The sequence below is a fragment of the Pseudomonas oryzihabitans genome (assembly GCF_001518815.1).
Taxonomy (GTDB): Bacteria; Pseudomonadota; Gammaproteobacteria; order Pseudomonadales; family Pseudomonadaceae; genus Chryseomonas; species Chryseomonas oryzihabitans_E.
Map to the genome: position 1 here is coordinate 3,316,720 of NZ_CP013987.1, position 23,703 is coordinate 3,340,422.

The following is a 23,703-nucleotide window of genomic DNA, read 5'->3' on the forward strand; positions in this document are numbered from 1 at the left end:
CCCGCTCTCCTTAAATTACGATCAGATCGGCCTGCAAGGCGCCGGCCTGTTTCAACGCTTCGAGAATGGCCACCAGGTCGCTGGGCGCCGCGCCCACCTGATTCACCGCTCTCACGATTTCGTCCAACGTGGTGCCCGGACCGAACTTGAACATCGGCTTGGCCTCTTGCTTGGCCTTGACGGTCGACTGGGGCGTCACCACCGTCTGCCCACCCGACAAGGGATTGGGCTGGCTTACCTGCGGGTCCTCGCTGATGGTCACGGTCAAGCTGCCCTGGGTCACCGCCGCTGGCGAGACCTTGACGTTCTGGCCGATGACGATGGTCCCGGTGCGGGAATTGACGATGACCTTGGCCACCGCCTGCCCCGGATCCACCTCCATGTTCTCCAGGATCGAGATGTAGTCGACGCGCTGGCTGGGATCCACCGGCGCCGTGACGCGAATCGATCCGGCATCGACAGCTGATGCAACACCCGCGCCAAGTGTCTCGTTGATCTTGTCGACGATGCGTTTGGCGGTGGTGAAGTCGCTGCGATTCAGGTCCAGCGTGATGCTGTTGCCCTGGTCGAAGCCACTCGGCACTGGTCGCTCGACAGTGGCCCCATTGGGAATGCGCCCGGACGACGGAACGTTGACGGTGATCTTCGAACCGTCGCGGCCTTCGGCGTCAAAACCCCCGACCACCAGGTTGCCCTGGGCGATGGCGTAGATCTGGCCATCGATACCCTTGAGCGGCGAGAGCAGCAGGCTGCCGCCTCTCAGGCTCTTGGAGTTGCCGATGGAAGACACCGTGATGTCGATGGTCTGGCCGGGCTTGGAAAAGGCCGGCAGATCGGCGTGGATGGATACCGCCGCGACGTTCTTCAGCTGCGCGGTGGTGCCCGGCGGCACCTTGATGCCGAACTGCGCCAGCATGTTGTTGAAGGTCTGCACGGTGAAGGGCGTCTGGGTGGTCTGGTCACCGGTACCGGGCAGCCCCACTACCAGGCCGTAGCCGATCAGCTGGTTGGTCCGCACGCCCTGGATGCTGGCGATGTCCTTCAGGCGATCCGCCTGGGCCAGCGGCATGACCAGGGCCAGGGCGGCAGCGGCGATGAGGCTCTTGAACATGGCGCTCATCCTCAGAAGGGCATCAGGGGGCTGCCGAAGAGCTGGCTCAGCCAGCCCGGCTGACTGGCATCGGCGAAGGCGCCGGTACCCGAATAGGTGATACGTGCATCGGCTACGCGGGTAGAGGACACGGTGTTGTCGGTGGCGATGTCGTCGGCGCGGACCATGCCCTGGATGCGCATGAGTTCGTTGCCGGTGTTGAGGGTCAACCACTTCTCGCCACGCACTACCAGGATGCCATTGGGCAGCACTTCGGCGATGGTCACGGTCAGCGAGCCGGACAGGCTGTTGCCCTGGGCCGCCGTGGACTTGCCGGTGTTGGAGCGGTTACCGGAGAAACCGGCGTCCAGACTCAAGTCGCCATCGGCCAGCGGATTGGGAATCTTCGGCTTGGCGCCGAACAGCGAAGTCAGCCCAAGGGTCGCCTTGGTGTTCTTCGCGATGTCGGAACTGGCGTTCTTGCTGGCCTGGGTCCGCTCCTGCAGGGTGATGGTGATGATGTCGCCGATGCGGAAAGCCTTGCGGTCGGTATAGAGATTCTGCTCGAACCCCGACTGGAAGATGGCGCCGTTGTTTTGCGCCGCTGGCACCGGGGTACGCGGTAGCACCGGGGCGTAGTAGGGATCGTCCGGCTTGGCTGCCGGGGCTACGCATCCTGCGAGTACGAGCGCTCCCAGGAGCGGGGCGACGGCGAATAGAGGTTTCATGGAGCGCGTCCTCACAGGGGATTAGAGCTGCTGGGTAACGAAGCCGAGCATCTGATCGGCGGTGGAAATGACCTTGGAGTTCATCTCGTAGGCGCGCTGGGTGGTGATCATGTTCACCAGCTCCTCGACCGTGCTCACGTTGGAGTTTTCCAGGGTGCTCTGCAGCACGGTGCCAAGGCCGTTCAAGCCCGGGGTACCGACCTGAGGCGCGCCGCTGGACGCGGTCTCGCTGAACAGGTTCTGGCCCACGGCCTGGAGGCCGCCCGGGTTGACGAACTGGGCGATCTGCAGGTTGCCGATGACCTGGGGCGCGGCCTGGCCGGCGGTGGTGACCGACACGGTGCCGTCTTCGCCGACGGTGAAGGTCTTGGTATCGGCAGGCAGCACGATGGCAGGCTGCAGTGCGAAGCCATTGGCGGTGACCAGCTGGCCATCGGCATTGAGGTGAAAGGTGCCGTCACGGGTGTAGTTGATGGTCCCGTCGGGCATGGTCACCTGGAAGAAGCCATCGCCGTTGACCGCCATGTCCAGCGGCTGGTCGGTGGTCTGCAGCGAACCCTCGGTGAAGTTCTTTTGGGTGCCGACGATGCGCACACCGGTACCCAGCTGCAGACCGGAGGGAAGCTGGTTGTCCTGGGTGGACTGGGCACCGGGCTGACGGCGGATCTGGTACAGCAGGTCCTGGAATTCGGCGCGGTCGCGCTTGAAGCCCGTGGTGGACACGTTGGCCAGGTTGTTGGAGATGGTGGTGAGGTTCATGTCCTGGGCGGACAGACCGGTCTTGGCGACCCACAGTGACGACATCATGCTGGTATTCCTCGAAGTGCCGGTTTTACGTCGGCGCTAGCCGTTATCAGGAGAATTGCAAAACCTTTGCCATCGCCGCGTCGTTGTCTTCCGCGCTGCGCATCATCTTTACCTGCAGCTCGAACTGGCGGGACAGCGACAGGATCGAGGTCATCTCCTCCGCCGCATTGACGTTGCTTGACTCGACGAAGCCGGAGACCAGGGAGACGTTGGCATCCATGGGCGGCGCCGCCTGCCCCTGCTTCATGTGCAGCAGGCCATCGAGCCCCTTTTCCATCTGCTTGGTATCGGGATTGACCAACTTGATGCGGTCGACCTGAGCCAGGGCGTTGGCTGCCTGGCCCGAACCGCGCACGGTGATGCTGCCGTCCTGACCGATTTCCACCTTGGAGGCAGGCGGCACGGCGATGGGACCGCCATTGCCGAGCACCGGCAAACCGCTGCCGGTCCGCAGCATGCCAAGGGGGTCGATCTGCAGGCTGGAGGTGCGCACGTAGGCCTCCTTGCCGGAGGGATCCTGGACCGCGACGAAGCCCGGCCCCTGGATGGCCACGTCCAGGTCACGGCCCGTCTCCTGCAGCGCGCCAGGGGTGAAGTCCGTCGCCGGCCGCTCACTCATGGAGTAGACGCGCGACGGCATGGTCTCGCCGAACACCTGCATCGAGCGCGCCTGTTCGAGATCCTTGCGGAATCCCGAAGTCGAGACGTTGGCCAGGTTGTTGGCGTGGGCGCGCTGGGCCATCTCGTTCTGGCTGGCGCCGGTCATGGCGACGTACAGCAGCTTGTCCATCTGATCCTCCGACGGCGGCAGATTGCCGCCAAGCTTGCGTTCGGAGGTTCTTTAGCAAGCCCCGTTCCAGAAACTTAAAACCCTTTAAAATCAGTAGCCTGAAAATAGAAAAACCTCCCGAGGGAGGCTTTTCCTGACGCCGAAGCGGCAAGCCGTCAGAGAAACGACATCAACGCAGGTTGATGATGGTCTGGGTAATGGCGTTCTCGGTCTCGATGGTCTTGGCGTTGGCCTGGTAGTTGCGCTGCGCCACGATCATGTCGACCAGCTCGGTGGAGATGTCCACGTTGGACGCTTCCAGGGCACCGGACTGCAGCGAACCGAGGGTCCCGGCTCGGGGCGTTCCCACTACCGGCTGACCAGACTCCGCGGACTCGGTCCAGGAGGTCTTGCCCATGGGCGTCAAACCCTGGACGTTGGCGAAGTTGGCCAGGATCACCTGTCCCTGCACCTTGGACTGACCATTGGTGTAGCGAGCGAAGATCTGGCCGGTATCGTCGATTTCCAGGCCGGATAGCTGCCCAGTGGTGTAACCGTCCTGATTGACGCTGTTCACCGCGAAGGCAGTGGAGAATTGCGTCGAGCCCCGCGGATCGAAGGTGAAACCGCCAGTATTGCCCAGGGCACCGTTCCAGCTGTAGTTGGCCGGGTTGCCGCCATCGGAGATCGCCGGGATCCAGCCACTGCCGCTCGAGCCGCTAGGATCGGCGGCGAAGGTGATGATGTTGGTCTTCGGATCGACCGAGACTCCCGACGAAGACGAGGTCACGCTGCTCAGCTTGCCAGCGGCATCGAAGGTCACGCCAAAGCTCTGCGGCTGGGTACCGTAGGCGGCCACGGCCGCAGCTACCGACGCCGGTGTCGCGCCAGCCGCCGCGGCAGCGTTGCTGGCGATGTTCTTCACCTGGGGCGTTGCCCCGGACATGTTGTTGACCGCATTGGCGACACTGTTGGCAGTGGCACCGGCAACCCCGGCTGCGGTGTTGGCGGTCTTGGTGGCGATACCGGGATCCAACGGGTTGCGTCCGTCGATCAGCACCTGCATGGACCACTGGTTGGTCGCCGGCGCCGGCGCCTTGACGAAGTATTGCGACATGACGTGCGAGTTGCCCTGGCTGTCATAGATGTTCAGCGAGGTCGAGGAGTTGTAGGTCTTCGGATCCGAGGGATCGAAAGGCGTCAGCGTCGGGGGCGTACTGGTCGAGTTCAGGTTGAACTGCTGAGCGATCTGGGTAGTGGACTTGGGTGCCTGGCTGGCAGTCTCGACACGCAGGTCGCTGCGCACGCCGGGCTGCAGCAGCCCCTGCGCATTGGTGGTGTAGCCCTGCAGCTTGTAGCCATTGTTATCGACGATGAAACCGTTCTTGTCGGTACCGAAGTAACCGGCACGGGTGTACTGGACGGCGCCGTTGTTGCTGGTCATGAAGAAGCCGTTGCCATTGATGCCCATGTCCAGGGCATTCTGGGTGGAGTCGATGGTGCCCTGGTTGAACAGTTGCCCAACGTTGCCCAGCAGCACACCGCTACCTTGAGCATTCTTGCCAGTGCCCAGTACGGAGGCCGCATACAGATCCTGGAACTCCGCCCGTGACTGCTTGAAGCCGACGGTGCTGGCGTTGGCGATGTTGTTGCCGGTGATGTTGAGGTCACTGGACGCGGCCTTGATGCCGCTCAAACCGATATTGAAAGACATGCTGGATTCCTCTTGTGTGCCGCGCCTTACTGGCCGACCGCCTGGACTTTGGAGATACCGATGCTGCCGACGCCGGCAAGGTTGAGTGTCATTTCGCCGCCGTTCTGCCCCAGCGTCACGCTGTCGACATTGGCCGGCAAACTGGTTTTCATGGCCTCGGTCTTGCCATCCACACTGGCCTGGGCCTCGAAGCGATACGTACCGGCATCCAGCTTCTTGCCGCTGGCATCGGTACCGTCCCAGGTGAAGTTCACCAGACCACTGGTTTGCTGCCCCAGATTCAAGCGGTTCACCTGGTTGCCAGTAGTGTCATAGACGTTGACCCAGACGTTCGGGCTGGACGCCGTCAGGTTGAGCGCGCCCTTGAAGTCCTCGCTGGTATCCACCTTGACCTTGTCGCTATCGACGATCACCTTGCGGCCGACCAGAGTAGACGCCTGCAGTGCCTGGGAGGACTGACTACCGGAGAGGATCGAGCCGACGCTGGTGTTGAGGTTGGTGATGCCCTCAACGGTACTGAACTGCGCCAGCTGGGCGATGAATTCGCCGTTACCCTGGGGCTCCAGCGGATTCTGGTTGTTCATCTGGGCGACCATCAGCTTGAGGAACTCGTCCTTGCCGAGCTTGCCGCCCTTCTTGCCGTCGCTGGCAGTCGTCTCAGCGGTAGTGCCTGTCTTGTTGATCGAGTACTTGTCGAGTACCGATTGAGCGGTGGAGTTGGTCGTACTGATGGCCATGGCGCCGATTCCTTACTGACCGAGGGTCAGTACCTTCTGCATCATCTGTTTAGCGGTATTCATCATTTCCGCGTTGGTCTGGAAGGCGCGACTGGCCGAAATCATGTCGGCCATCTCCTCCACCACGTTCACATTGGGGTAATAGACGTAGCCTTCCTTGTCCGCCATGGGATGATTGGGCTCGTAGCGCTTCTGCACCTCGCTCGGATCCTCGACGATACCCTTGACCTCTACCCCGACACCGGCCTGGCCCTGGTCGTCGAACAGCGAAGCACCGCCCTGGGCCGCGTTGAACTGGGCAGCGAACACCGGATGCCGTGCCTTGTAGGTCTGATCGACGCTGGAGGAGACGGAATCGGCGTTGGCCATGTTGCTGGCCACGGTGTTGAGGCGAACGTTCTGGGCGCTCATCCCGCTACCGGCGATGTTGAACAGCGAACTCAGGGACATGGCTATTCTCCGCGCAGGGCCGACATCAGCCCCTTGAACTTGCTATTGAGCAGGGTGAAGCTGGCCTGGAAATTCATCGCGTTCTCGGCGTAGTTGGCCTGCTCGACCTGGGCATCCACGGTGTTCTGGTCCACCGACGGCTGGGTGGGGATGCGATATTTCAGCGCCGCATCGCCCATGCCCATGTCGAAGCCCTCGGCGGCGATATGGCGGCTGTTGGTGGTTTCCAGCTGATAGTGTCCGGAAGCCCCAGGGGCATTCTTGGCCGCCTGCTCCGCCAGCACGGCGCTGAAGTCCAGATCCCGCGCCTTGTAGCCTGGGGTATCGGCATTGGCGATGTTGTTGCCCAACACCTCGGCGCGCTGCGAACGGAAATTCAGCGCCTGCTCGTGCAACCCGAGTGCTTTGTCGAAACTGATGCTCATGTCGAGAGACCTTTGACGTGGCTTGCAATCGATTTAGCAAGGCCCGTGCCAGTCTCTAAAACCCTTCTAAATCAGGGGTTCCACTCAGGGCGGCAGTCAGAATGGCTGCAAGCGGCAAGGTTTTTCCGCCGCCGTTGCCGGCTACGGGAGCCAGGGCGGCAAAACTTTGGCGCAAAAAGAAAGGGCAGACCTAAGTCTGCCCTTGGGGATGTCCATGCAATGGCCTACTTGGCCTTGTAGATGATGCCCGGATTGCACTGCACCATCTGATAGAGATCCGGCAAGCCGTTGAGGGCTTCGGACGCACCCAGGAACAGATAGCCGCCCGGCTTGAGGGTCGCATGGATGCGGGTGAGGATGTCCTTCTTCACGTCAGCGGAGAAGTAGATCAGCACGTTGCGGCAGAACACCATGTCGAACTTGCCGAGGCTGGCGTAGCTGTCCAATAGATTCAGAGCGCGAAATTCGATCCGACTGCGAATCGCCGGCTTGACCGCCCAACGATTTGGCTGCAACACGTCGAAGTAGCGCTGCAGGCGTTCCTGGGACAGACCGCGACCAATCGCCAGCGAATCGTATTCACCGGACTTCGCCGCAGTGAGAATGGCGCCCGAGAGATCGGTCGCCACGATCTGCATGCCGCCACGCCCCTGCCCTGCCGCGCTACGCTCGAATTCGTCCATGGTCATGGACAGCGAATAGGGCTCCTGCCCCGAGGAACAGGCCGCCGACCAGACCCGCAGGCGCTGGCCGAAGGTATTCTTCGTCAACTCCGGCAAGAGGCGGTTCTTGAGCACCTCGAAGGGATAGGTGTCGCGAAACCAGAGGGTTTCGTTGGTCGTCATCGCATCGATGACCTTTTCCCGCAAACCGCCACGGGGCTGCATCTGGATGCGCTGCACCAACTCCGACAACGTCTTGATCCCCTCGGTCTCCATCAGCTTGTTGAGCCGACTGGAGACAAGGTACTGCTTGTTGTCACCGAGCAGGATCCCGCTGGATTTCTCGAGGAAATCACGAAAAAGCACAAAATCCGCGTTGACTGCTGACACTGCCGCTCCGCCTTCTGGATACCGGGATAGAGACGCCTTCACCTAGTGACTGTCGACCGCATTGATGCGCTCGGCTACCCGGGAGGCAAGATCATCGGGACGGAACTTGGCCAGGAAGTCGTCCGCGCCGACCTTCTTGACCATCGCCTGGTTGAAGACGCCGGACAAGGAGGTATGCAGCAGTATATGCACTTTCTGCATTCGCGGATCATGACGGATTTCCGCTGTGAGGGTGTAGCCATCCATTTCCGGCATCTCGATGTCGGAAATGATCATCAGCAGCTCCTCTTCCGGACGCTTGCCTTCGTCGACCATACCCTGCAGGTAATTCAGCGCCTGACGACCGTCATTGAGCGAGATCACCTCTACCCCGACGGTTTCCAGGCAGCGGGTCACCTGCTTGCGCGCCACCGAGGAGTCGTCGACGATCAATACCCGCTTGGTGACGGCCTTGGCCTGTACCACGTCGCTGATCACGCCGGCCGATACGGTCTCGACGGACGGTGCCACCTCGGAAAGGATCTTTTCCACGTCGATGATCTCGACGAGCTGATTGTCGACCCGGGTGACGGCGGTCAGGTAGTGATCACGACCGGTGCCCTTGGGCGGCGGATTGATGCCTTCCCAGTTCATGTTGACGATCCGCTCCACCGAACGCACCAGGAAGCCCTGCACCTTGGTGTTGTACTCGGTGATGATCACGAAACAGTTGTTTATGTCTTCCAGGCCACGGCGACCGGTGGCCATGGCCAGGTCGATGATGGGGAAGGTGCCGCCACGGATGCTGGCCACACCGCGCACCACCGGGCTCGATTTCGGCATCACGGTGAGCTTGGGGCACTGTAGCACCTCCTTCACCTTGAAGACGTTGATACCGTAGAGCTGCGAGCCGTCCAGTCGGAACAGCAGCAGCTCCAGACGGTTCTGGCCCACCAGTTGGGTACGTTGGTTGACTGCGTCCAATACACCAGCCATTTGGCGACTCCTCTCGTTGCCTCGGACCGGTTGGAAAACTCGGCACAGGGCTTGCTTAGATGTGACTCATGAAGATCGAAGCGACGTGTTTCCGACCTATGAAAACCTCTTGCCGCTGGGCTGCGAATCTCATGTTGATCCTGGCATGCCTGGGCGGAAAGGCCTATGCAGAAGGCGACTACACCTCATCTGACGAACTTATCGGCGCTGTCGAAAGTTTTCTTGAGGAGCGCGTGCAGGAATATTTACTGGACACCCATTCCGACGCCCGCCATGAAACCCAGATCAACTCCCTTGATCCCCGCCTGCGCCTCGCCGCCTGCGACAAACCTCTGACGCTGTCGCAACAAGGTACTCCTGCGCCGGTGGGCCGGATCAACGTCAAGGTACGGTGTGAAGGTAGTAGTCCCTGGACGGTGTTCGTGCCAGCCCAGGTCAAGCTCTATCGCCCCGTGGTCGTCACCTTGCAGCCCCTTCTACGCGGCACGGTGCTGGACACGAGCAACATAGCCCTGGTCGAACGGGATGTCGGGACGCTGACACAGGGCTATCTCACCAGCCTGGAACAGGCGATCGGGACCCAGCTGAAACGTCAGGTGGTCAGCGAGCAGGTGCTGGCGCCCTCCTTTATCGAGCAGGCCGAACTCATTCGCAAGGGCGAACAGGTGGTCATCAATGCCCGCAGCGCCTCCTTCAGTATTCGCATGCAGGGTGAAGCCCTGTCCAATGGCGCCAAGGACGAGGAGATTCGGGTACGGAATCTGAGCTCCAACCGGGTGATTCGCGGTCGGGTGGTCGATCAGGGACAGGTGGAGGTAGCGCTTTAGCGAAGGAGCCAAAAGAGGTACCTTGAACGTCCGCCTCCTGAACCTCTGCTTTCCATCCTGTCGAAGGATGTGAACCGGCGCACAGGTCTACGGCTAAAGTTTCGGCGGGGTACGCCGATAAGCCGGGTATGCGAACGAGACGACACGAGGATCTCCACTCATGGCTCTAGATATCAATCGCCTGAATTCGTCCTCTACTGCGGGCATAGGCAATACCAAGGCCGCGTCCACCAAGGATGTGTCCACGGCTCAAACCAGCGACGTCAAGGCTACCAAGAGCACCGCCTCCGGCGAGTCGGTCAGCTTGAGCGCCGAAGCCAAGCAACTGAGCTCCCTGACGGCTGGGCTCAAGGATCTGCCGGTGGTCGACAGTGACAAGGTCAGCCGCCTGAAACAGGCCATCGCCGATGGCTCCTACAAGGTCGACAGCCAGAAGGTGGCCGACAAGCTGATGGCGTTCGAGTCCTGACGCCCGGTTCGGCATGGCCTTCCTGACGATCGCAACTAAGGTTCGAACGGAAAACGCGCCATGCCCAATGCTACCTTGCTCGACATCACTCGCCACGACATCGACCTGAGCGAGCAACTGCTGGCTTTGATCGAGCAGGAATTCCAGGCCCTGAGCGAGCGTCAGCTCGAACGGCTGGAGTCGCTGCTGGACACCAAGCAGATCCTGCTCAAGCAGCTCGATCAGCATGCCCAGCAGCGTACCGCCCTGCTCCAGGCCCATGGCCTGCAGGTCGATCTGCAGGGGCTGCAGGCCTATGCGTCCAGACAGCCCGATGGCGAAGAGCTACTGGCGGCTTCCAACCAGCTCGCGCAGCTCATGGAGCAGTGCAAGATCCGCAACGTGCGTAATGGCCAGATCATCCAGGCCAATCGCTTCGTGGTCGGCAAACTGCTCAACGTGCTGCAGGGCACTTCGGCTCCCACTTTGTACAATCGGCGCGGCAGCCAGACCGGTGGCGGTTATCAGCGCCCGCTGAGTTCGGCTTGATCACCGTCGTTTTTCCCGCACTGGCGTTTTCCGCTGTACAGATGGCCGTTAGCCATTATGCTTGCTGACCGCTGTCTACAGGAGTTCTCAGGTGCAAGGTGCCTCTGCTAGCCAAAACGCCCCCCAGCCACCCCAGGTGTACCGTTCCAAAGGAGAAATCCTGGCGTGCTTGCGGCCTGCGCAACAGCAGCACATCCCGCTGCGGATCACGTTCAGCCGACAGGATCAGCAATTTCAGAGTTTCGTCGTCGAGATCGACGAGACCAAGGGCCTGATCGCCCTGGACGAATTCATTCCGCGCGAGGCGGAGCGACTGCTCGAGCAGGGTAGGCCCTTTCGCGTGGACAGCTTTCATGAAGGCATTCGGGTGACCTGGCAGATCGATCGCCCCGTGCAATTCAGCGAGCTCGACGGCAACCGCTGCTACTGGGTCGAGCTGCCCAGCGAACTGACCTACCACCAGCGGCGCAATGCCTATCGGGTCAAGCTGCTCCTGACCCAGCCAGCCACGGCAGAACTGAGTCAGATAGACAGCCAAGTACAGCTACGTGGCCAGTTGATCGACCTGTCAGCTACCGGCTGCAAGCTGCGTTTTCATGGCAACGTCACCCACCTGCTGCAACCGGGGCAACTGGTACAGAGCTTTACCGCCGAGCTGCCCATCGGAGCCATCAACACCCCGATAAACATTCGCCACGTGGCGTGCACGGAGCGCATGGAACACAGCGAGGTCGGCGTCAGCTTCCACAATCTGGGCGGCGCCGCTCAACGCCAGATCGAACGCCTCGTCTACCAGCTGCAGCGAGAAAACCGCCGGTTCGAATGACCAGCCGGGCGCCCACGACTGCTGGACGCCCTCCCCCACCTCTCAGGTCGCCTTGGGTTCAGGCGGGTTCTCCGGGAACTCGATCTCTTCCTGCAAAGGGGCCCCCTCTTCGGCAGGCTCCTCCTCTACGACCGGCTCAGTGTGCATCTGGTCATGCACCACCTGGCTATCGACCCTTGGATCCAGCGCAGCCACCAGTGGCGAGCTGGTCGATCCCTCAGGCATGGGCACGTGGCTCAACGGCGCCTCCTCGACCAGATGCTTACCGGTAACTGCATTCGGACGGATCCGCCAGATCAAAATTCCGCCGCAGAGGACGACGAAGGCATAGAGCATGTTGGGTCCGACCAGATTCATCAGGCCGCCCACCAACAGTGGCCCGATACAGGCACCGACGCCGAAGGTCACCAGCAGCATGGCGCTCAGGGAAACCCGCCGCTCACCTTCGATGTGATCGTTGGAGAGCGCTACCGCCAGGGGATAGAGCACGAATTGCAGCAGACTGACGATAAGGCCCAGAGGTAGCAGCACTATCGGCGGCACCTTAGGCAGTACGGCCAATGGCAAGGCCGCGATGGTCAGGGCGATAGCGATACCTCGAATCAGCCAGCTGCGATCATGACGATCCGACAGCCAACCGATCGGCCACTGAGCGATCAGACCGGCGAAGATGCAGCACGCCATGAACAGACCGATGCGTTCGGTAGGCAGTCCCTGGGCGCTGGCATAGAGCGGGGCCAGGCCATAGAAGGAGCCGATCACCAATCCGGCTACCAGGGTGGTGGTCAGGGACTGCGGAATTCGCTGGATGAAGAAGGTTGGTTCCAGCGGCGCCGGCTTGAGCGGTGCCGGGTGGATCTTGCCGGTGACCGCCACCGGCACCAGACAGAGCGCATAGCAGATGGCGACCAGCATCAGCTTGTCGACGCCGAGATCGGGCGAGACCACCAGTACCACCTGCCCCAGCGCCAAGCCGAGATAGGAAGCTGTCATGTAGCCGGAAAAAACTTTGCCCCGCTCGCCGGGCCCGGCCTGCTCATTGAGCCAGCTCTCCAGCACCATGTACTGGCACATCATGCCCATGCCGATGAGCACCCTCAGCGCCAGCCACACCGGTAGCCAGGGTAGTAGTCCGATGCCCAGCACCGCGGCGCCGACGACACCGGCGCAGGTCACATAGGCCCGGATATGGCCGACCTTGGCGATCAGCCGGTGCCCGAGCTTGCCACCTATCACCAGCCCCGCGTAATAGGCGGCGGTCAAAGCGCCTACCCAAAGCCCTTGGACCTGATCGGCGGCCAGTCGCAGCCCCAGATAGGTACTCAGCAGACCGGTCCCGATCAACATCAACAGCGTCGCGAAATAGAGCCCGCGAAACGCCGACAGCACACGCACCATTGCCTACTCCATCGTCTCTTGCACATCAGGCAAGCGCGACGGGATCAGCTTCGTCGTTGCGCTGCCAGCTGGGTATCCGCGCCCAGGCGTGGGTTGTAGTGGCCTGCACAGGCCTTCATCAGTACCTGCAGCACCGACAGATTACCTCTGACGCTGCTGATCTTGGTGGGTACCTCGCCCTTCGGATAGCGCCGCACGGTAGGGAGTTCCACGCAGCGATAACCCAATTTGGGTACCCGATAGGAAAGATAGGCCAACAACTCGTAGGTGCTGAACTCATCGCGGAACGGCGCGACACGCGGATCCAGCAGCATGGCCCGGCTGTAGGCGCGGAATCCCTGAGTGGTATCGGTCCAGTGGAAGCCGGACGCCAGGCTCAGCATGGGCGCGTGGATGAAGCGGATGGCGAAGTCGCGGGACTTGGGCGTGTTCTCGGCCACGCCACCGGCCAGAAAGCGCGAAGCCTGGACGAAGTCGTAGCCCTGCTCGATGGCCTCGATGAAGCGCGGGATGGCATCGGGATCATCCTTGTCGTTGCCGTCGATGGTCACGATGCCGGTATAACCCTCATCGAGCACGAAGGCATAGGCGCAGCGCAGCTGGGCGCTGAGCTTGCCTGGCGCGGTCTTGACCAGCAGCCCGCGGACGCCCAGTTCCTGCAACCGTTGCGGCTCCAGCGAGCCATCGGTGCTGCCACCGTCGACGATGATGACATCGGCGATGTCGGCGATCTTCACCGCCGCCATGCGCCGCAGGAGATTGAGGATCCGCTCGCCTTCGTTGATGACCGGAATCACCACGCAATGCGGACGGCTGCGACCATTCCAGAAGGTCGTCGAATAGCTGGGTACCTGCCAGAGGGCACGCTCGGTGGCGGGAATTGCAGTAGTCATAGGTCCTCCAGATTCAACCGACACGGGCCGTGATGAGGGCGACACCGGCGATGATCAGGACGATGCCTGCCGCCGTGGTCCAGGGAAAGGCTTCGCGAAAGATCACCACCGACAGCAGGGCGACGCTGGCGATGGCCCCGGCGGTGAGTACCGGGTGCGCCACGTTCAGCGGCAGCTTGGCCAGCGCGGCGGCGTACAGCAGGAAAGCCAGCCCATACATGAAGAGGCCAAGCCAGAACGGCCAGTTGGCCAGGGCGCCCATGGGATCGCTCAGGCTGGGAAAACGCCGCGGCGGCAGCATGGCGAGCTTTACCAGCACGCTCGCCGAAGCATTGGAGGCGATGCCCAGGATCAGGATCAGCCACTTCATGCCGCGACCTCCGGCAGATCACGATAAGCCCGGATCGCCGTCTGGACACCACGCTCCAGCGCCGCCAGGTTGGAGCCCTGCTTCGCCGGCAGCATCTCGATGCTGACCACCTGCTCCGGCAGACGCCGGGTCAGGGCGAAGGCGATACCTTCGTGGTTGGTGCCGCCCTCCCCCAGGGTCACCAGATCCGGCTCGCTCGCGTGGACATGGCCGATCAGCTCGGCATGCTCTTCGAGCACGCGCGCGGCATCTTCCTCGTTGATGGTCAGGGCACCGGTATCGAGTTGCATGAGGATCGCCGGGTGGTCCACCGCCCGCACAACGGCGGCCGTGGAATCACTGTCGATCATGAAATTGGCGCCATAGCGCGGCGGATTCGGCTCCAGGCAGATCTGGACGCTACGGGCCGCAGCCACATCGCCCAGACGACGGAAGAAGTCACGCGCCTGTGCCAGAGCCTCCTCGTCGCTCAGTCCGGTGCGATCCCGGTTGCGTGGCGAACCGAACACCAGACGCGTCGCCCCCAGGCCTTCGGCGACCCGGCAGACGCCCTCCAGCTGGGCCAGCAGCGCACGCTGGACGTCGTCGCTACCAAAGACGTTGAGTCCCGTGGTGCCGAACAACAGCGCCTGCATGCCGGTGATCTCGATACCCCGGGCCTGCCATTCCTGGCGTACCCGCTGGATGTCCTGGGCGGTCGCCGTCTTGGGATCGGCGAAATACTTGCCGGGGGCGATATCGATGGAGTCCACCCGGTGCTGCTGCAGGATCTCGGCGACCATGGCGTCGTCGGCAGGATCCCAGGCGATATTGGAAATGGCGATGCGCATCACTGACCCTCCGCCTTGATGACCGGAGGTTCCGATTGCGCATAGGCTCGTACCGCGAGCAAGGTGTCGCGCGCGCTGTACTGATAGCCATCCCGGCCGCCGAAGACTTCGGCGTGCACACTGCGGAAATCGTAGCGCGCGGGCGTGCCCTCCAGCGTATTGCCGAAGTCGCGGCCGAAGCCCTGGCTGGCGATGTCCGCCACGCTGATGGGCTCGGCGGTCAGGTGCACCAGCTCCAGGCCGGCTGCCTGGGCGGTCTGGATGTCATAACCGAGATTGACCATCGGATAGAACTGGAAGACCCCACGGCTTTCCACCGCGTGCAGGTTGTTGTCGTTGAGCAGGTCGTAGATCACGTTCTTGCGCAGCCCCGGGCCGACCAGGCCGGGCAGGCGGACGATCAGCGCCTTGGGAAAATGCTCGCGGACGAATTGCTCCAGGCGATAGCGATTGGCGCCATAGGCGTGGAGTCCTTCTTCGTCCACCACGGTGGTTTCATCCACCCCGAGCGGCTGCTTGAAGACATCCACGGTGCTGATCAGCACGAAGGAATCGCACTGGATCCGTGACAGATGACCGATCAGCCCCTCGATCTTCTGCCGATCCGCCTCAGGATCGCGATTGGCGATCCACTTCTGCGCCGGGGCACCGGCACAGATCACCTGCCCATAGGGCTGATCGCCAATCTGCTCAATGTTGGTCGAGCGAAACAGCGCACCGAAGGCCTTCTGCTTGAGCAGTGTCGACCCCACGAAGCCGCTGTACCCTATCAATGCATCGGTCTTCATGTTGCTCACCCCTTGGTCTTGAATCTCAGGCAATAATCCGGCTGGCACTCCTCGACGGGATAACGCTCGTCCAGGTAGGCCTTGAGCCGTGGAAACTTGTCGTGCATGGAAAGGTTGTTCAGGTTGAACGACCAGAAGGTCGTGGAATACACCACGGCTGGCGGATCGGCGTGTTGCAGGTCGCTGATCAGGTCCGCTTCGTAGGGCGGCGTGGCATAGACGGGATAGATGTACTTGGTGCAGGCCGGCAGGTCGGTGACGCCATTGATGACCCCGTTGTTGGCCAGGTCGAAGACGCAGTGGGCGCCGCTTTCCAGCAGACGGCGCGAAGCCCATTGCACCCCGGGCGTCGCCAGCGCGGCGTCATCCGGCAAGGCAGCCAGTTCCGGCACCCAGGCGAGTCCCTGGGCCCACACCCGCTCGACCGGCGACTTGTAGAGGTTGAACCCGGCCAGCAGCACCAGCAGCGCTGCCAGCGCCGGCAGCAGCAGCCGACGGCTGAACGCCAGCAGCGCACCCGCCAGCAGCACCGCGAAGAACGGCGAGGGATTGAGCCCGACCAGGCCGAGCAATACGGCGGCGGCAACAGCGACCGCTGCTGCCCGGGGATGCGCTGAGAGATCCCAGCCGCCGTTGCGGGCCAGGCGGTGACGCCGGGCGGCATATAGCAGGCTCAGCAAGGGCACCCAGAAACCCATCTGGATGTGCTGGAAGTCCGCCCGATTGACCCCGATCTTGAAAAAGATGGCGAGCAGCACGGCCAGGGCCCCGATCAGTGGCAGGTCCTCGCTCCAGCGCCACGGCCAGGGCAGGCAGCGGATCAGCGCAAAGCCTGCCAGGGCCGTAGGCACCGCCAGCAGCAGACTCAGGGCGAGCGGCCTCGCAGTGAGGCCGTAGCCCCACTGGGAAGAGGTTTCCAGCAGGAAGGTCAGGTTCTTGACGTAGTCGGTCAGCGCGAAGAAATCGGTACCAAAGCCAAGCCAGGCAACGGTCGCCGCGAACGTCAGGATCGATAGCAGATGCCGCCGTTGCAGCAACAAGGCGAGTACTACCGCCGAGCCGATCGCCAGGACGCCGGCGATGCCACGGTCATAGGACCAGAACACATTGAAGCCTGCCGCCAGCCCCAACAGGACCTCGCAGATCAGGCGCTGCGGTGTGCTCGTCACCTTGCGGTGCAGGCAGAACAGGAACAGCGACAGCAGCAGGAAGAGATCGCGATAGCCCACGACCTGGGTCGCCAGGGCGCCGACGGCGACCAGCAGGATCAGCCGGGCACGGCCCCTGGGTAGCGGGCACAGCAGCACCGCCGTTCCCCATAGCAGCAGCGCCGCTCCGGTATTGCACAGCCCATAGAGGATCTGGGTCACCAGGAAGGTGTGTTGGGCACCGAACCAGCTTTGCGCCAGCCATACCGGGATGAAGTCCAGGCCACCGTGGATGGTGAAGGCGTGGGCGCCCGGCTGGCTGTGCAGCAGGGTCGGCAGGGTGGCGAAATACTCCCCCTGGTGGAAGGGATCGAGAATGACGCCCTTGCCGAACAGAAAGAAGTTGATGACGGAAAAGATCAGAACACTGATGAAGCCGGCGACGCCGGACACCCCCCTGGGTGACGCTTCAGTGGAAGGGTTCAGCATCGAGGCGCTCCAGGGCATCGAAAATATTGTCGATCTTGCCACCCAGCATCGAATAGCAACCGGGCAACTGGGAATGTTGCTCGAACAGGATGGGACGGCCGTCGTCTCCTTCGTTCTTCATCAGGATGGTCTTTACCTCGAACAGCGAGTCCCGGTATTCCACCCGCGCCGCGGCCGACATGTAGCGGGCCACATCACGCACCATCCAGTCCGCGCGCGAGGCACGGTCATAGTCGTCGAGCAGCGCATAGGGATCGGTGCCGTTGGCGTCTTCCCAGTTCAGGTGCGGCGTATAGCGCACGTGGGACAGGGTATGCAGTCCGCGAGCGGGAAACGGCATCATGGAAAAGAACGGACCGTCCATGACCGTCACGCCGAGATCGCGCAGCTCGGGCGGCATTTCCACCAGGGCCATCTCGGTGATCTCGTGGCGCAGGCGCGTGGTGGTACCCGGGAAATCGCCGCCGTATTGATTGAGGCCACTGTAGGTGCAATTGAAGAGATAGCGGCAGTGCAGGTCTTCCTGCCCGCCAGCGTCGTTCACCACCTCGACGCCTAGACCACCGGTGTCGGCACGGATCGCCGTCACGCGGCTCTTGAAGCGTAGCTCGACCCCGGCGGCATCGAGTTCACGACTCACTTCGTCCGCCAATATCGCGGAATTGAAGGCATATTCCTCGGTGAGATACACCGCTTCGATCAACCTGTCGTCGAACAGCCGGGTCAATTCCTTGGGCGCCGGCTCGAGGGAGGCTTCGATGCCCTGACAAAAACGCTCGAACTGCTTTGCCGTGACCTTGGAGTTGTTGCGCGCGATGGCATACAACTTGGTGAAATCGCGCACCACCACATCGGGGTAGTCGCGCAGGAAACGCGGCAGATTGACCCGGCTGCGAAACGCCGTGACGAAACTACGGGGATAGTGGTAACCGTTATGGACACGCGCCTGATTGTTGTAAGAGGCGCGTTTCAACAGCCCCTCTTCCCGTTCGATCAGGGTGACTTTCGCAAAGCCCCGTGTGCGCATCAGATACAGGGCGGTCATGGCCCCGTAAAAACCACCACCAATGACGATCGCATCTCTCATGATCGTCAGGCCATGCCGGATTGAGTTGCCGGCCTTGCGGCATTGCCGCCCTGCACCACTTCGACATTGAGCTTGTCACGGCGAGTCATCACCGCACTCGTGAACTCTTGAGCGACGTGATAGAGCGGGCCTTCGTTGACTCGATGGGTCAACTGCAGGACATATTCGCCAAGCACCAGCAGAACCATCGATATGAGAAAGAACATGCCGGATTGCTGTAATGAAATTGTCACCCAACCGGGTGCCACATCATCCTTGAACAAGCCGATCGCTATCACATAGAGGGAATAGAGCAAGTTGGACAGGGCGCCCATGATGGACAGGAAACTGACCATGCGCATGGGTTTGCGGGTGGAGGACACCAGCAGCCTTGCACCGCGATCGAAACTACCGGACAGTCGCTTGGGCTTGGCACTGCGCGGCGGCATGCTGTATTCGAGATTGATGCGCGAGAAGCCTGCCGTGGCTGGCAGATGGCGATAGGTCAGCGCCGGCGCCGGATGCCGCAGGATATAGTTGATGACCTTCTTGCTGAGCATCCGGTATTGGGGAGCGTCCTTGGCCAGGTCGACTCCATTGAATTGCTTGTAAAGACTGTTGAAGCCCCGGGAGCAGAGACTGTAGGAGAGTGTCTGCCGAACTTTCTGCTGGTTGTTGGCAAATACCACGTCGACCCCACCCGCGGCCTGCTGCAACATATCGGGCAGGAAGGCGATGTCGTCGGTCTCCGGATCTATGACGACCGCGAAGTCTCCCAAGGCGTTTTCCAGGCCCACCCAGGCAGCAGTGTCGGAGTCCACTTCCTTGGTCAGGGCATATACCTGAAGGTTGGGCAGTCCACTGACACTGGTCAGTTGCTTTAATCGAGCTACGCTGTCATCAGAGGAAGCGTTGTCGACGATGATAAGTTCGTAGTCACTCACCAAAGGACCGATGACAGTGGCAGCGCGCTCCAAGGCGTCCTGCAACTCGGTCGCCTGATTACGAACGACGAACACGACTGAAAGTAGGACGGGATAAAAGGCCATGACGAACCTCCAGAGGCGTTCCAGATTCTTGCAATGCAGACGGTTAGCCATCGGAGAGTACAGATAAATTCAGCGGGTTTTGTTCCGCTGCGCTAGGCTGTGATCACAGCCACAAATCGCTACCTGGAGAGCCTGGAAGTCGAACAAGGTCGCTGTTTTTGCCCTATCCTCCGAAACTGCTGTAACGGTTCGGCAAGGGCACTTGGAAAGTCGGACAGCGAGGAAGGACTAGAAAGGAATCTGGTGTCCCAGAGTGGGGTCGAACCACCAACCTTCCCCTTAGGAGGGGGATGCTCTATCCAATTGAGCTACTGGGACAGGAAAGGGCGCTCATGGTAACGAGCAGCAGAAGGTTTGTCATGTTCCGGTTCGCATCGGCCAGAACGATGGATTGGGACCGGCGGGCACAGGAAGTTCTTCAGCGGCTTTGCAATTTAAGTGGTACGTCGGTAAATTGACGTCAATAAAAATTGATACCTAGGGACAGGTCGTTACAGAGTCCAAGGTGCCGTGAGTGCTAGCGGAACGAGACGAGGGCTTATGCCTTCACTGATATTTGACTCCAGATGAAGTACCTCAATGACCCAGGCCATTAGATCCTACTCAAGCCGTACCGCTGATAAATTCGTCGTGCGTCTGCCCGAGGGCATGCGAGAGCGCATTGCAGATGTGGCCCGCAACCATCATCGCAGCATGAACTCCGAAATCATCGCGCGCCTAGAGCAGAGCCTGCAGCAAGAGGGCGCCCTTGGCGACGAACCCGGTTTACGCCTGGACAGCCCGGAGATCACCGCCAGCGAGCGGGAATTGCTGCAGCGTTTTCGTCAACTGTCAGGCCGACAGCAAAACGCCTTGATCTCGCTGATCGCCCACGACATCGACGCCGCTTCCTGACGGCGTCCAGGCTGCCCTGCGTCCGAGCAGCCTGTTGCAGCCCGCCCTGCCCTACATCAGGAACAGGGTGGCAAGCCCCAAGAAGATGAAAAAGCCGCCACTGTCGGTCACGGCGGTGATCAGTACGCTCGACCCCATCGCAGGGTCGCGACCGAAACGCTGCAAGGTCATGGGAATGAGTACGCCCATGAAAGCAGCCAGCAGTAGATTAAGGGTCATGGCGCCCATCATCACCAGGCCCAGCGACCAGCTGCTGTAGAGATAGAAGGCTACCAACCCTATCACCCCACCCCAGATGACGCCGTTGCACAGGGCGACGCCCATTTCCTTGCGCAGCAATCGGGTAGTACTGGTGACGCTGATCTGCCCCAGGGCCATGGCCCTCACGATCATGGTGATGGCCTGATTGCCAGAGTTGCCACCGATGCCTGCCACTATGGGCATGAGCGCGGCCAGTGCCACCAGCTTTTCGATCGAGTCCTCGAACAGGCCGATGACACGCGAGGCGATGAAGGCAGTGATGAGGTTGGTGGCCAGCCAGGTCCAGCGGTTGCCTACCGATTTCCACACCGAGGCGAAGACGTCTTCGTCTTCACGCAGACCAGCCATGTTGAGGACTTCGCTTTCGCTTTCCTCACGAATTAGGTCGACCATTTCATCGATGGTGAGACGCCCGATCAGCCTGCCACTCTTGTCCACCACGGGCGCGGAAACCAGGTTGTAACGCTCGAACGCCTGGGCGGCGTCATAGGCATCGCCGTCCGGATGAAAGGCCACCGCCTCCTTGGCCATCACCTCGACCACCAGCTTCTCCGGATCGTTGACCAGCAGCCGCTTGATCGGCAACACGCCCTTGAGGATGCTGTCGTTATCGACGACGAACAGCTTGTCGGTATGGTCGGGAAGCTCTTTGAGGCGGCGCAGGTAGCGCAACACCACTTCCAGAGCAACATCATCGCGGATGGTCACCATCTCGAAGTCCATCAGCGCGCCGACCTGGTCCTCTTCATAGGACAGGGCGGAACGCACCCGCTCGCGCTGCTGGGCGTCGAGGGCGTCCATGAGCTCGTGAACGACGTCGCGCGGCAGATCCGGTGCGAGATCGGCGAGCTCGTCGGCATCGAGCTGACCGGCGACCGCGAGAATTTCCTGATCATCCATGTCGGCGATCAGTGTCTCTCGGACAGCGTCCGAGACCTCGAGCAGGATTTCACCGTCGCGCTCGGTCTTGACCAGACCCCAGACAGTCAGACGATCTTCTTGCGGCAGGGCTTCCAGGATGAAGGCCACGTCGGCCGGGTGCAGCTCGTCCAGCCGGGCACGCAGCTCTTCGAGGCCTTCCTGAGGGATATCGGCGGGGGATACGGGGTCGCGGTCCTGGCCTTCGCGGGCCTCGACGGCAAGGTCGTAGCGCTCCAGCAACTCGACGACCTGGGCGAGCCGCTCTTGCAGCGTCTCGTGGGGCTTTCTGATTTCTGCTTCGTTCACTACGGTCATAGCGCACTCCGGCCCGCCGGCGGAGCGCACCGACGAACCCTATCTCAACAACGGGACGAAAAAGGCGATTGAGTGTTGACTGGGTAAGTCCATAAGGGGGATGACCACTGCCCCGGCGGGGCTGACGGCGGGGATGATACACCGGACCGGTTGCAGGTGCGAACGCAAAAGGTTTTCAAAACAGCTATTTGCAAGGGCTTTGGCAGGGCATCAGGGCAACCCTTTCGGCTCTCGTCCGCCGATCCTTACTCCGCTAAGCTTGAGTGCTTACGTCAAGGAGGACGTCTCATGAAGAAGCTGCTCGCGCTCGGTTTGTTGCTGGGCTGCAACACCGCGCAATCGGCCACGGTGTATCGCTGCGAAGATGCCACTGGCCACCTCACCTTTTCCGCCAGCGGGTGCCCCTCGGGCAGCGATAGCAGCCTGCAGCGCGCTGACAATGCTCGTCCGGGCGGCGCCAAACCCAAGCTGATGGCGAAGCCGAAAGCCTCCCAACCCAAAGCTGCCGTGCGTGAGCCGACGGTGGTGGCGGCCAAAACGGATGGTTGCGGCGACTTGCTCACTAGCAGCGAAAAGCGCCAGGCGATCATCCGGGGGCAGGTGAAGGTCGGCATGAGCCGGGCGGACGTGGAGAACGCCCTGGGGCAGCCGCAGCGAATTTCCCAACTGGACACCCTGACCCGCTATCACTACGAGGCGCGCCGAGGCAAGGAACGCTCGCGCCTGGTGACCTTTGACCAGCACGGCTGCGTGCGTCGACGCTGACGCACGCAGCCGGCCAGGACCGCGTCAGAGCACGGCGCGGGGGTAGGAGCCGAGGACCTTGAGCGCCACGGCGCCCGTGGACAGCCGCTCCAGGACGTCGCGGATCAGCGGATCGGCCTGGTGACCGAGGAAGTCGATGAAGAAGACGTAGGTCCACTTGCCACTGCGCGACGGCCGCGTCTCGATCCGGCTGAGATCGATGTTGTTGGCATGGAACGGCAGCAGCAACTCGTGCAGGGCGCCGGGCTTGTTCTGCATGGAGACGATGATGGAGGTCTTGTCGTCGCCACTGGGCGGCACGTCCTGGTTGCCGATGATGAGGAAGCGCGTGGAGTTGTCCGGGCGGTCCTCGATCTTCTGCTGCACGGGGGTCAGGCCATAGAGCGAGGCCGCCATGTCACCGGCGATGGCCGCGCTGTTCCACTCCCCCTTCACCCGCCGCGCCGCCTCGGCATTGCTGGCCACCGCCACCCGCTCGACGCTCGGGTAGTAGGAGTCCAGCCACTTGCGGCACTGGGCCAGGGATTGGGCGTGGGAATAGATGCGGGTGATGCTGTCAGGCTTGGTGTTCTCGCCAATCAGCAGGTGGTGGTGGATGCGCAACTCCACCTCGCCGCAGATGGACAGGTTGTGCTCGAGAAAACTGTCCAGGGTGTGGTTGACCGCACCCTCGGTGGAGTTCTCCACCGGCACCACGCCGAAATTGGAGGCACCGGCGGCGACCTCGCGGAAGACTTCGTCGATGGCCGCCATGGGCCGTGTCACCACGGCCTTGCCGAAGTGCTTGAGCGCCGCGGCCTGGGAGAAGGTGCCCTCCGGGCCAAGGTAGGCCACGTGCAGCGGCTCTTCCAGGGCCAGGCAGCAGGACATGATCTCGCGAAACAACCGCGCCATGTCCTCGTCACGGACCGGACCGCCGTTACGCTCCATCACCCGCTTGAGGACCTGGGCCTCGCGCTCGGGCCGATAGAACACGGGCTTCTCGCCCTCCGCCAGCGTCTTCATCTTGACCCGCGCCACGTCCTGGGCGCAGCGGGCGCGTTCGCTGATCAGCTCCTGGATGCGTTCGTCCAGACTGTCGATGCGCAGGCGCAGGGCCTTGAGCTCGTGTTCCGACAT

General features: G+C 61.8%; 26 protein-coding genes and 1 tRNA gene. 6 read left to right on the plus strand and 21 right to left on the minus strand.

All coding sequences use genetic code 11. From position 1 onward, the window contains the following. Window positions 1-10: 10 nt before the first annotated feature. The 10 genes from APT59_RS15085 to APT59_RS15130 form a co-directional block, all read right to left on the minus strand. Window positions 11-1,111 carry a flagellar basal body P-ring protein FlgI gene (locus APT59_RS15085; protein ID WP_017642015.1) on the minus strand — a complete coding sequence of 367 codons (1,101 nt, stop codon included), beginning with the start codon at window positions 1,109-1,111 and terminating at the stop codon, window positions 11-13. An 11-nt stretch (window positions 1,112-1,122) separates the two neighbouring features. Beyond that, entirely contained in the window at window positions 1,123-1,818 is a 696-nt protein-coding gene (gene flgH / locus APT59_RS15090; RefSeq protein ID WP_059315608.1) for a flagellar basal body L-ring protein FlgH, read from the minus strand. Between the two features lie 21 nt (window positions 1,819-1,839). After that, window positions 1,840-2,625 (minus strand): flagellar basal-body rod protein FlgG, encoded by a 786-nt coding sequence (gene flgG / locus APT59_RS15095; RefSeq protein WP_017642013.1) that lies wholly within the window; start codon window positions 2,623-2,625, stop codon window positions 1,840-1,842. Window positions 2,626-2,671: 46 nt separating this feature from the next. Next, on the minus strand, window positions 2,672-3,415 hold the full coding sequence (locus APT59_RS15100; protein WP_017642012.1) for a flagellar basal body rod protein FlgF: 744 nt from the start codon (window positions 3,413-3,415) through the stop codon (window positions 2,672-2,674). Between the two features lie 169 nt (window positions 3,416-3,584). Continuing rightward, complete coding sequence (locus tag APT59_RS15105; protein ID WP_059315609.1) at window positions 3,585-5,108, minus strand: flagellar hook protein FlgE; 1,524 nt, start codon at window positions 5,106-5,108, stop codon at window positions 3,585-3,587. Between the two features lie 26 nt (window positions 5,109-5,134). Then, the gene (gene flgD / locus APT59_RS15110) at window positions 5,135-5,845 is read right to left on the minus strand and encodes a flagellar hook assembly protein FlgD (RefSeq protein ID WP_059315610.1); all 711 of its coding nucleotides are present in this window, start codon (window positions 5,843-5,845) and stop codon (window positions 5,135-5,137) included. A 12-nt stretch (window positions 5,846-5,857) separates the two neighbouring features. Then, entirely contained in the window at window positions 5,858-6,295 is a 438-nt protein-coding gene (flgC, locus tag APT59_RS15115) for a flagellar basal body rod protein FlgC (protein WP_017642009.1), read from the minus strand. Window positions 6,296-6,297: 2 nt separating this feature from the next. Beyond that, a complete protein-coding gene (gene flgB, locus APT59_RS15120) occupies window positions 6,298-6,720 on the minus strand; it encodes a flagellar basal body rod protein FlgB (protein ID WP_059315611.1) in 423 nt (140 codons plus the stop codon). Window positions 6,721-6,944: 224 nt separating this feature from the next. Continuing rightward, window positions 6,945-7,772: a protein-glutamate O-methyltransferase CheR gene (gene cheR, locus APT59_RS15125; RefSeq protein WP_026083954.1), complete on the minus strand. Its 828-nt coding sequence runs from the start codon at window positions 7,770-7,772 to the stop codon at window positions 6,945-6,947. A gap of 42 nt (window positions 7,773-7,814) precedes the next feature. Beyond that, window positions 7,815-8,747 carry a chemotaxis protein CheV gene (locus tag APT59_RS15130; RefSeq protein WP_059315612.1) on the minus strand — a complete coding sequence of 311 codons (933 nt, stop codon included), beginning with the start codon at window positions 8,745-8,747 and terminating at the stop codon, window positions 7,815-7,817. A 98-nt stretch (window positions 8,748-8,845) separates the two neighbouring features. Between APT59_RS15130 and flgA the strand changes: the two genes are divergently transcribed. From flgA to APT59_RS15150, 4 genes are all read left to right on the plus strand, one after another. Next, window positions 8,846-9,574, plus strand: a complete 729-nt coding sequence (flgA, locus tag APT59_RS15135; protein WP_420480520.1) for a flagellar basal body P-ring formation chaperone FlgA — start codon at window positions 8,846-8,848, stop codon at window positions 9,572-9,574. 160 nt (window positions 9,575-9,734) lie between these two features. Next, window positions 9,735-10,043 carry a flagellar biosynthesis anti-sigma factor FlgM gene (gene flgM, locus APT59_RS15140; RefSeq protein WP_059315614.1) on the plus strand — a complete coding sequence of 103 codons (309 nt, stop codon included), beginning with the start codon at window positions 9,735-9,737 and terminating at the stop codon, window positions 10,041-10,043. 60 nt (window positions 10,044-10,103) lie between these two features. Next, window positions 10,104-10,571: a flagella synthesis protein FlgN gene (locus APT59_RS15145; RefSeq protein ID WP_059315615.1), complete on the plus strand. Its 468-nt coding sequence runs from the start codon at window positions 10,104-10,106 to the stop codon at window positions 10,569-10,571. 91 nt (window positions 10,572-10,662) lie between these two features. Then, the gene (locus APT59_RS15150; protein WP_059315616.1) at window positions 10,663-11,397 is read left to right on the plus strand and encodes a flagellar brake protein; all 735 of its coding nucleotides are present in this window, start codon (window positions 10,663-10,665) and stop codon (window positions 11,395-11,397) included. A 42-nt stretch (window positions 11,398-11,439) separates the two neighbouring features. Here APT59_RS15150 and APT59_RS15155 read toward each other — a convergent pair whose 3' ends face one another. From APT59_RS15155 to APT59_RS15195, 9 genes are all read right to left on the minus strand, one after another. After that, window positions 11,440-12,795 carry an MFS transporter gene (locus APT59_RS15155; protein ID WP_059315617.1) on the minus strand — a complete coding sequence of 452 codons (1,356 nt, stop codon included), beginning with the start codon at window positions 12,793-12,795 and terminating at the stop codon, window positions 11,440-11,442. A gap of 44 nt (window positions 12,796-12,839) precedes the next feature. After that, the gene (locus APT59_RS15160) at window positions 12,840-13,688 is read right to left on the minus strand and encodes a glycosyltransferase family 2 protein (RefSeq protein ID WP_059315618.1); all 849 of its coding nucleotides are present in this window, start codon (window positions 13,686-13,688) and stop codon (window positions 12,840-12,842) included. Window positions 13,689-13,701: 13 nt separating this feature from the next. Next, complete coding sequence (locus tag APT59_RS15165) at window positions 13,702-14,058, minus strand: SMR family transporter (RefSeq protein ID WP_007160456.1); 357 nt, start codon at window positions 14,056-14,058, stop codon at window positions 13,702-13,704. Next, on the minus strand, window positions 14,055-14,888 hold the full coding sequence (locus tag APT59_RS15170; RefSeq protein WP_059315619.1) for a sugar phosphate isomerase/epimerase family protein: 834 nt from the start codon (window positions 14,886-14,888) through the stop codon (window positions 14,055-14,057). Before APT59_RS15170 ends, APT59_RS15165 begins: the two co-directional genes overlap by 4 nt. Continuing rightward, on the minus strand, window positions 14,888-15,676 hold the full coding sequence (locus APT59_RS15175; protein WP_059316919.1) for a hypothetical protein: 789 nt from the start codon (window positions 15,674-15,676) through the stop codon (window positions 14,888-14,890). The genes APT59_RS15170 and APT59_RS15175 overlap by 1 nt, the downstream gene beginning before the upstream one ends. A gap of 5 nt (window positions 15,677-15,681) precedes the next feature. After that, window positions 15,682-17,313, minus strand: a complete 1,632-nt coding sequence (locus APT59_RS15180) for a hypothetical protein (protein ID WP_237140526.1) — start codon at window positions 17,311-17,313, stop codon at window positions 15,682-15,684. Continuing rightward, window positions 17,294-18,358, minus strand: coding sequence for an FAD-dependent oxidoreductase (locus APT59_RS15185; RefSeq protein WP_059315621.1), 1,065 nt, complete (start codon window positions 18,356-18,358; stop codon window positions 17,294-17,296). Before APT59_RS15185 ends, APT59_RS15180 begins: the two co-directional genes overlap by 20 nt. A 47-nt stretch (window positions 18,359-18,405) precedes the next feature. Further along, window positions 18,406-19,428: a glycosyltransferase gene (locus APT59_RS15190; RefSeq protein WP_059315622.1), complete on the minus strand. Its 1,023-nt coding sequence runs from the start codon at window positions 19,426-19,428 to the stop codon at window positions 18,406-18,408. A 241-nt stretch (window positions 19,429-19,669) separates the two neighbouring features. Then, window positions 19,670-19,746: transfer RNA gene (locus tag APT59_RS15195), tRNA-Arg, on the minus strand. Window positions 19,747-20,007: 261 nt separating this feature from the next. Here APT59_RS15195 and APT59_RS15200 point away from each other — a divergent pair. Next, the gene (locus APT59_RS15200; protein ID WP_007160462.1) at window positions 20,008-20,322 is read left to right on the plus strand and encodes an Arc family DNA-binding protein; all 315 of its coding nucleotides are present in this window, start codon (window positions 20,008-20,010) and stop codon (window positions 20,320-20,322) included. A gap of 51 nt (window positions 20,323-20,373) precedes the next feature. Here the strand turns inward: APT59_RS15200 and mgtE are convergent, their stop codons facing one another. Continuing rightward, complete coding sequence (gene mgtE, locus APT59_RS15205) at window positions 20,374-21,819, minus strand: magnesium transporter (RefSeq protein ID WP_420480495.1); 1,446 nt, start codon at window positions 21,817-21,819, stop codon at window positions 20,374-20,376. Window positions 21,820-22,107: 288 nt separating this feature from the next. On the opposite strand from mgtE, the gene APT59_RS15210 reads away from it, so the two are divergent. Continuing rightward, complete coding sequence (locus tag APT59_RS15210) at window positions 22,108-22,584, plus strand: DUF4124 domain-containing protein (protein WP_059315623.1); 477 nt, start codon at window positions 22,108-22,110, stop codon at window positions 22,582-22,584. A gap of 24 nt (window positions 22,585-22,608) precedes the next feature. Here APT59_RS15210 and pheA read toward each other — a convergent pair whose 3' ends face one another. After that, window positions 22,609-23,703: a prephenate dehydratase gene (gene pheA / locus APT59_RS15215; RefSeq protein WP_059315624.1), complete on the minus strand. Its 1,095-nt coding sequence runs from the start codon at window positions 23,701-23,703 to the stop codon at window positions 22,609-22,611.

Bases quoted from the DNA above. Each gene is read 5' to 3' on its own strand.
- flgD (WP_059315610.1), bottom strand. From the start codon at position 5,845: ATGGCCATCAGTACGACCAACTCCACCGCTCAATCGGTACTCGACAAG.
- flgG (WP_017642013.1), bottom strand. From the start codon at position 2,625: ATGATGTCGTCACTGTGGGTCGCCAAGACCGGTCTGTCCGCCCAGGAC.
- APT59_RS15160 (WP_059315618.1), bottom strand. From the start codon at position 13,688: ATGACTACTGCAATTCCCGCCACCGAGCGTGCCCTCTGGCAGGTACCC.
- APT59_RS15185 (WP_059315621.1), bottom strand. From the start codon at position 18,358: ATGACCGCCCTGTATCTGATGCGCACACGGGGCTTTGCGAAAGTCACC.
- APT59_RS15200 (WP_007160462.1), top strand. From the start codon at position 20,008: ATGACCCAGGCCATTAGATCCTACTCAAGCCGTACCGCTGATAAATTC.
- flgC (WP_017642009.1), bottom strand. From the start codon at position 6,295: ATGTCCCTGAGTTCGCTGTTCAACATCGCCGGTAGCGGGATGAGCGCC.
- APT59_RS15105 (WP_059315609.1), bottom strand. From the start codon at position 5,108: ATGTCTTTCAATATCGGTTTGAGCGGCATCAAGGCCGCGTCCAGTGAC.
- APT59_RS15210 (WP_059315623.1), top strand. From the start codon at position 22,108: ATGAAGAAGCTGCTCGCGCTCGGTTTGTTGCTGGGCTGCAACACCGCG.
- APT59_RS15180 (WP_237140526.1), bottom strand. From the start codon at position 17,313: ATGCTGAACCCTTCCACTGAAGCGTCACCCAGGGGGGTGTCCGGCGTC.
- APT59_RS15130 (WP_059315612.1), bottom strand. From the start codon at position 8,747: ATGGCTGGTGTATTGGACGCAGTCAACCAACGTACCCAACTGGTGGGC.
- APT59_RS15170 (WP_059315619.1), bottom strand. From the start codon at position 14,888: ATGCGCATCGCCATTTCCAATATCGCCTGGGATCCTGCCGACGACGCC.
- pheA (WP_059315624.1), bottom strand. From the start codon at position 23,703: ATGTCGGAACACGAGCTCAAGGCCCTGCGCCTGCGCATCGACAGTCTG.
- APT59_RS15190 (WP_059315622.1), bottom strand. From the start codon at position 19,428: ATGGCCTTTTATCCCGTCCTACTTTCAGTCGTGTTCGTCGTTCGTAAT.
- flgM (WP_059315614.1), top strand. From the start codon at position 9,735: ATGGCTCTAGATATCAATCGCCTGAATTCGTCCTCTACTGCGGGCATA.
- flgA (WP_420480520.1), top strand. From the start codon at position 8,846: ATGAAAACCTCTTGCCGCTGGGCTGCGAATCTCATGTTGATCCTGGCA.
- flgB (WP_059315611.1), bottom strand. From the start codon at position 6,720: ATGAGCATCAGTTTCGACAAAGCACTCGGGTTGCACGAGCAGGCGCTG.
- APT59_RS15155 (WP_059315617.1), bottom strand. From the start codon at position 12,795: ATGGTGCGTGTGCTGTCGGCGTTTCGCGGGCTCTATTTCGCGACGCTG.
- APT59_RS15085 (WP_017642015.1), bottom strand. From the start codon at position 1,111: ATGTTCAAGAGCCTCATCGCCGCTGCCGCCCTGGCCCTGGTCATGCCG.
- mgtE (WP_420480495.1), bottom strand. From the start codon at position 21,819: ATGACCGTAGTGAACGAAGCAGAAATCAGAAAGCCCCACGAGACGCTG.
- APT59_RS15145 (WP_059315615.1), top strand. From the start codon at position 10,104: ATGCCCAATGCTACCTTGCTCGACATCACTCGCCACGACATCGACCTG.
- APT59_RS15100 (WP_017642012.1), bottom strand. From the start codon at position 3,415: ATGGACAAGCTGCTGTACGTCGCCATGACCGGCGCCAGCCAGAACGAG.
- APT59_RS15165 (WP_007160456.1), bottom strand. From the start codon at position 14,058: ATGAAGTGGCTGATCCTGATCCTGGGCATCGCCTCCAATGCTTCGGCG.
- APT59_RS15175 (WP_059316919.1), bottom strand. From the start codon at position 15,676: ATGAAGACCGATGCATTGATAGGGTACAGCGGCTTCGTGGGGTCGACA.
- flgH (WP_059315608.1), bottom strand. From the start codon at position 1,818: ATGAAACCTCTATTCGCCGTCGCCCCGCTCCTGGGAGCGCTCGTACTC.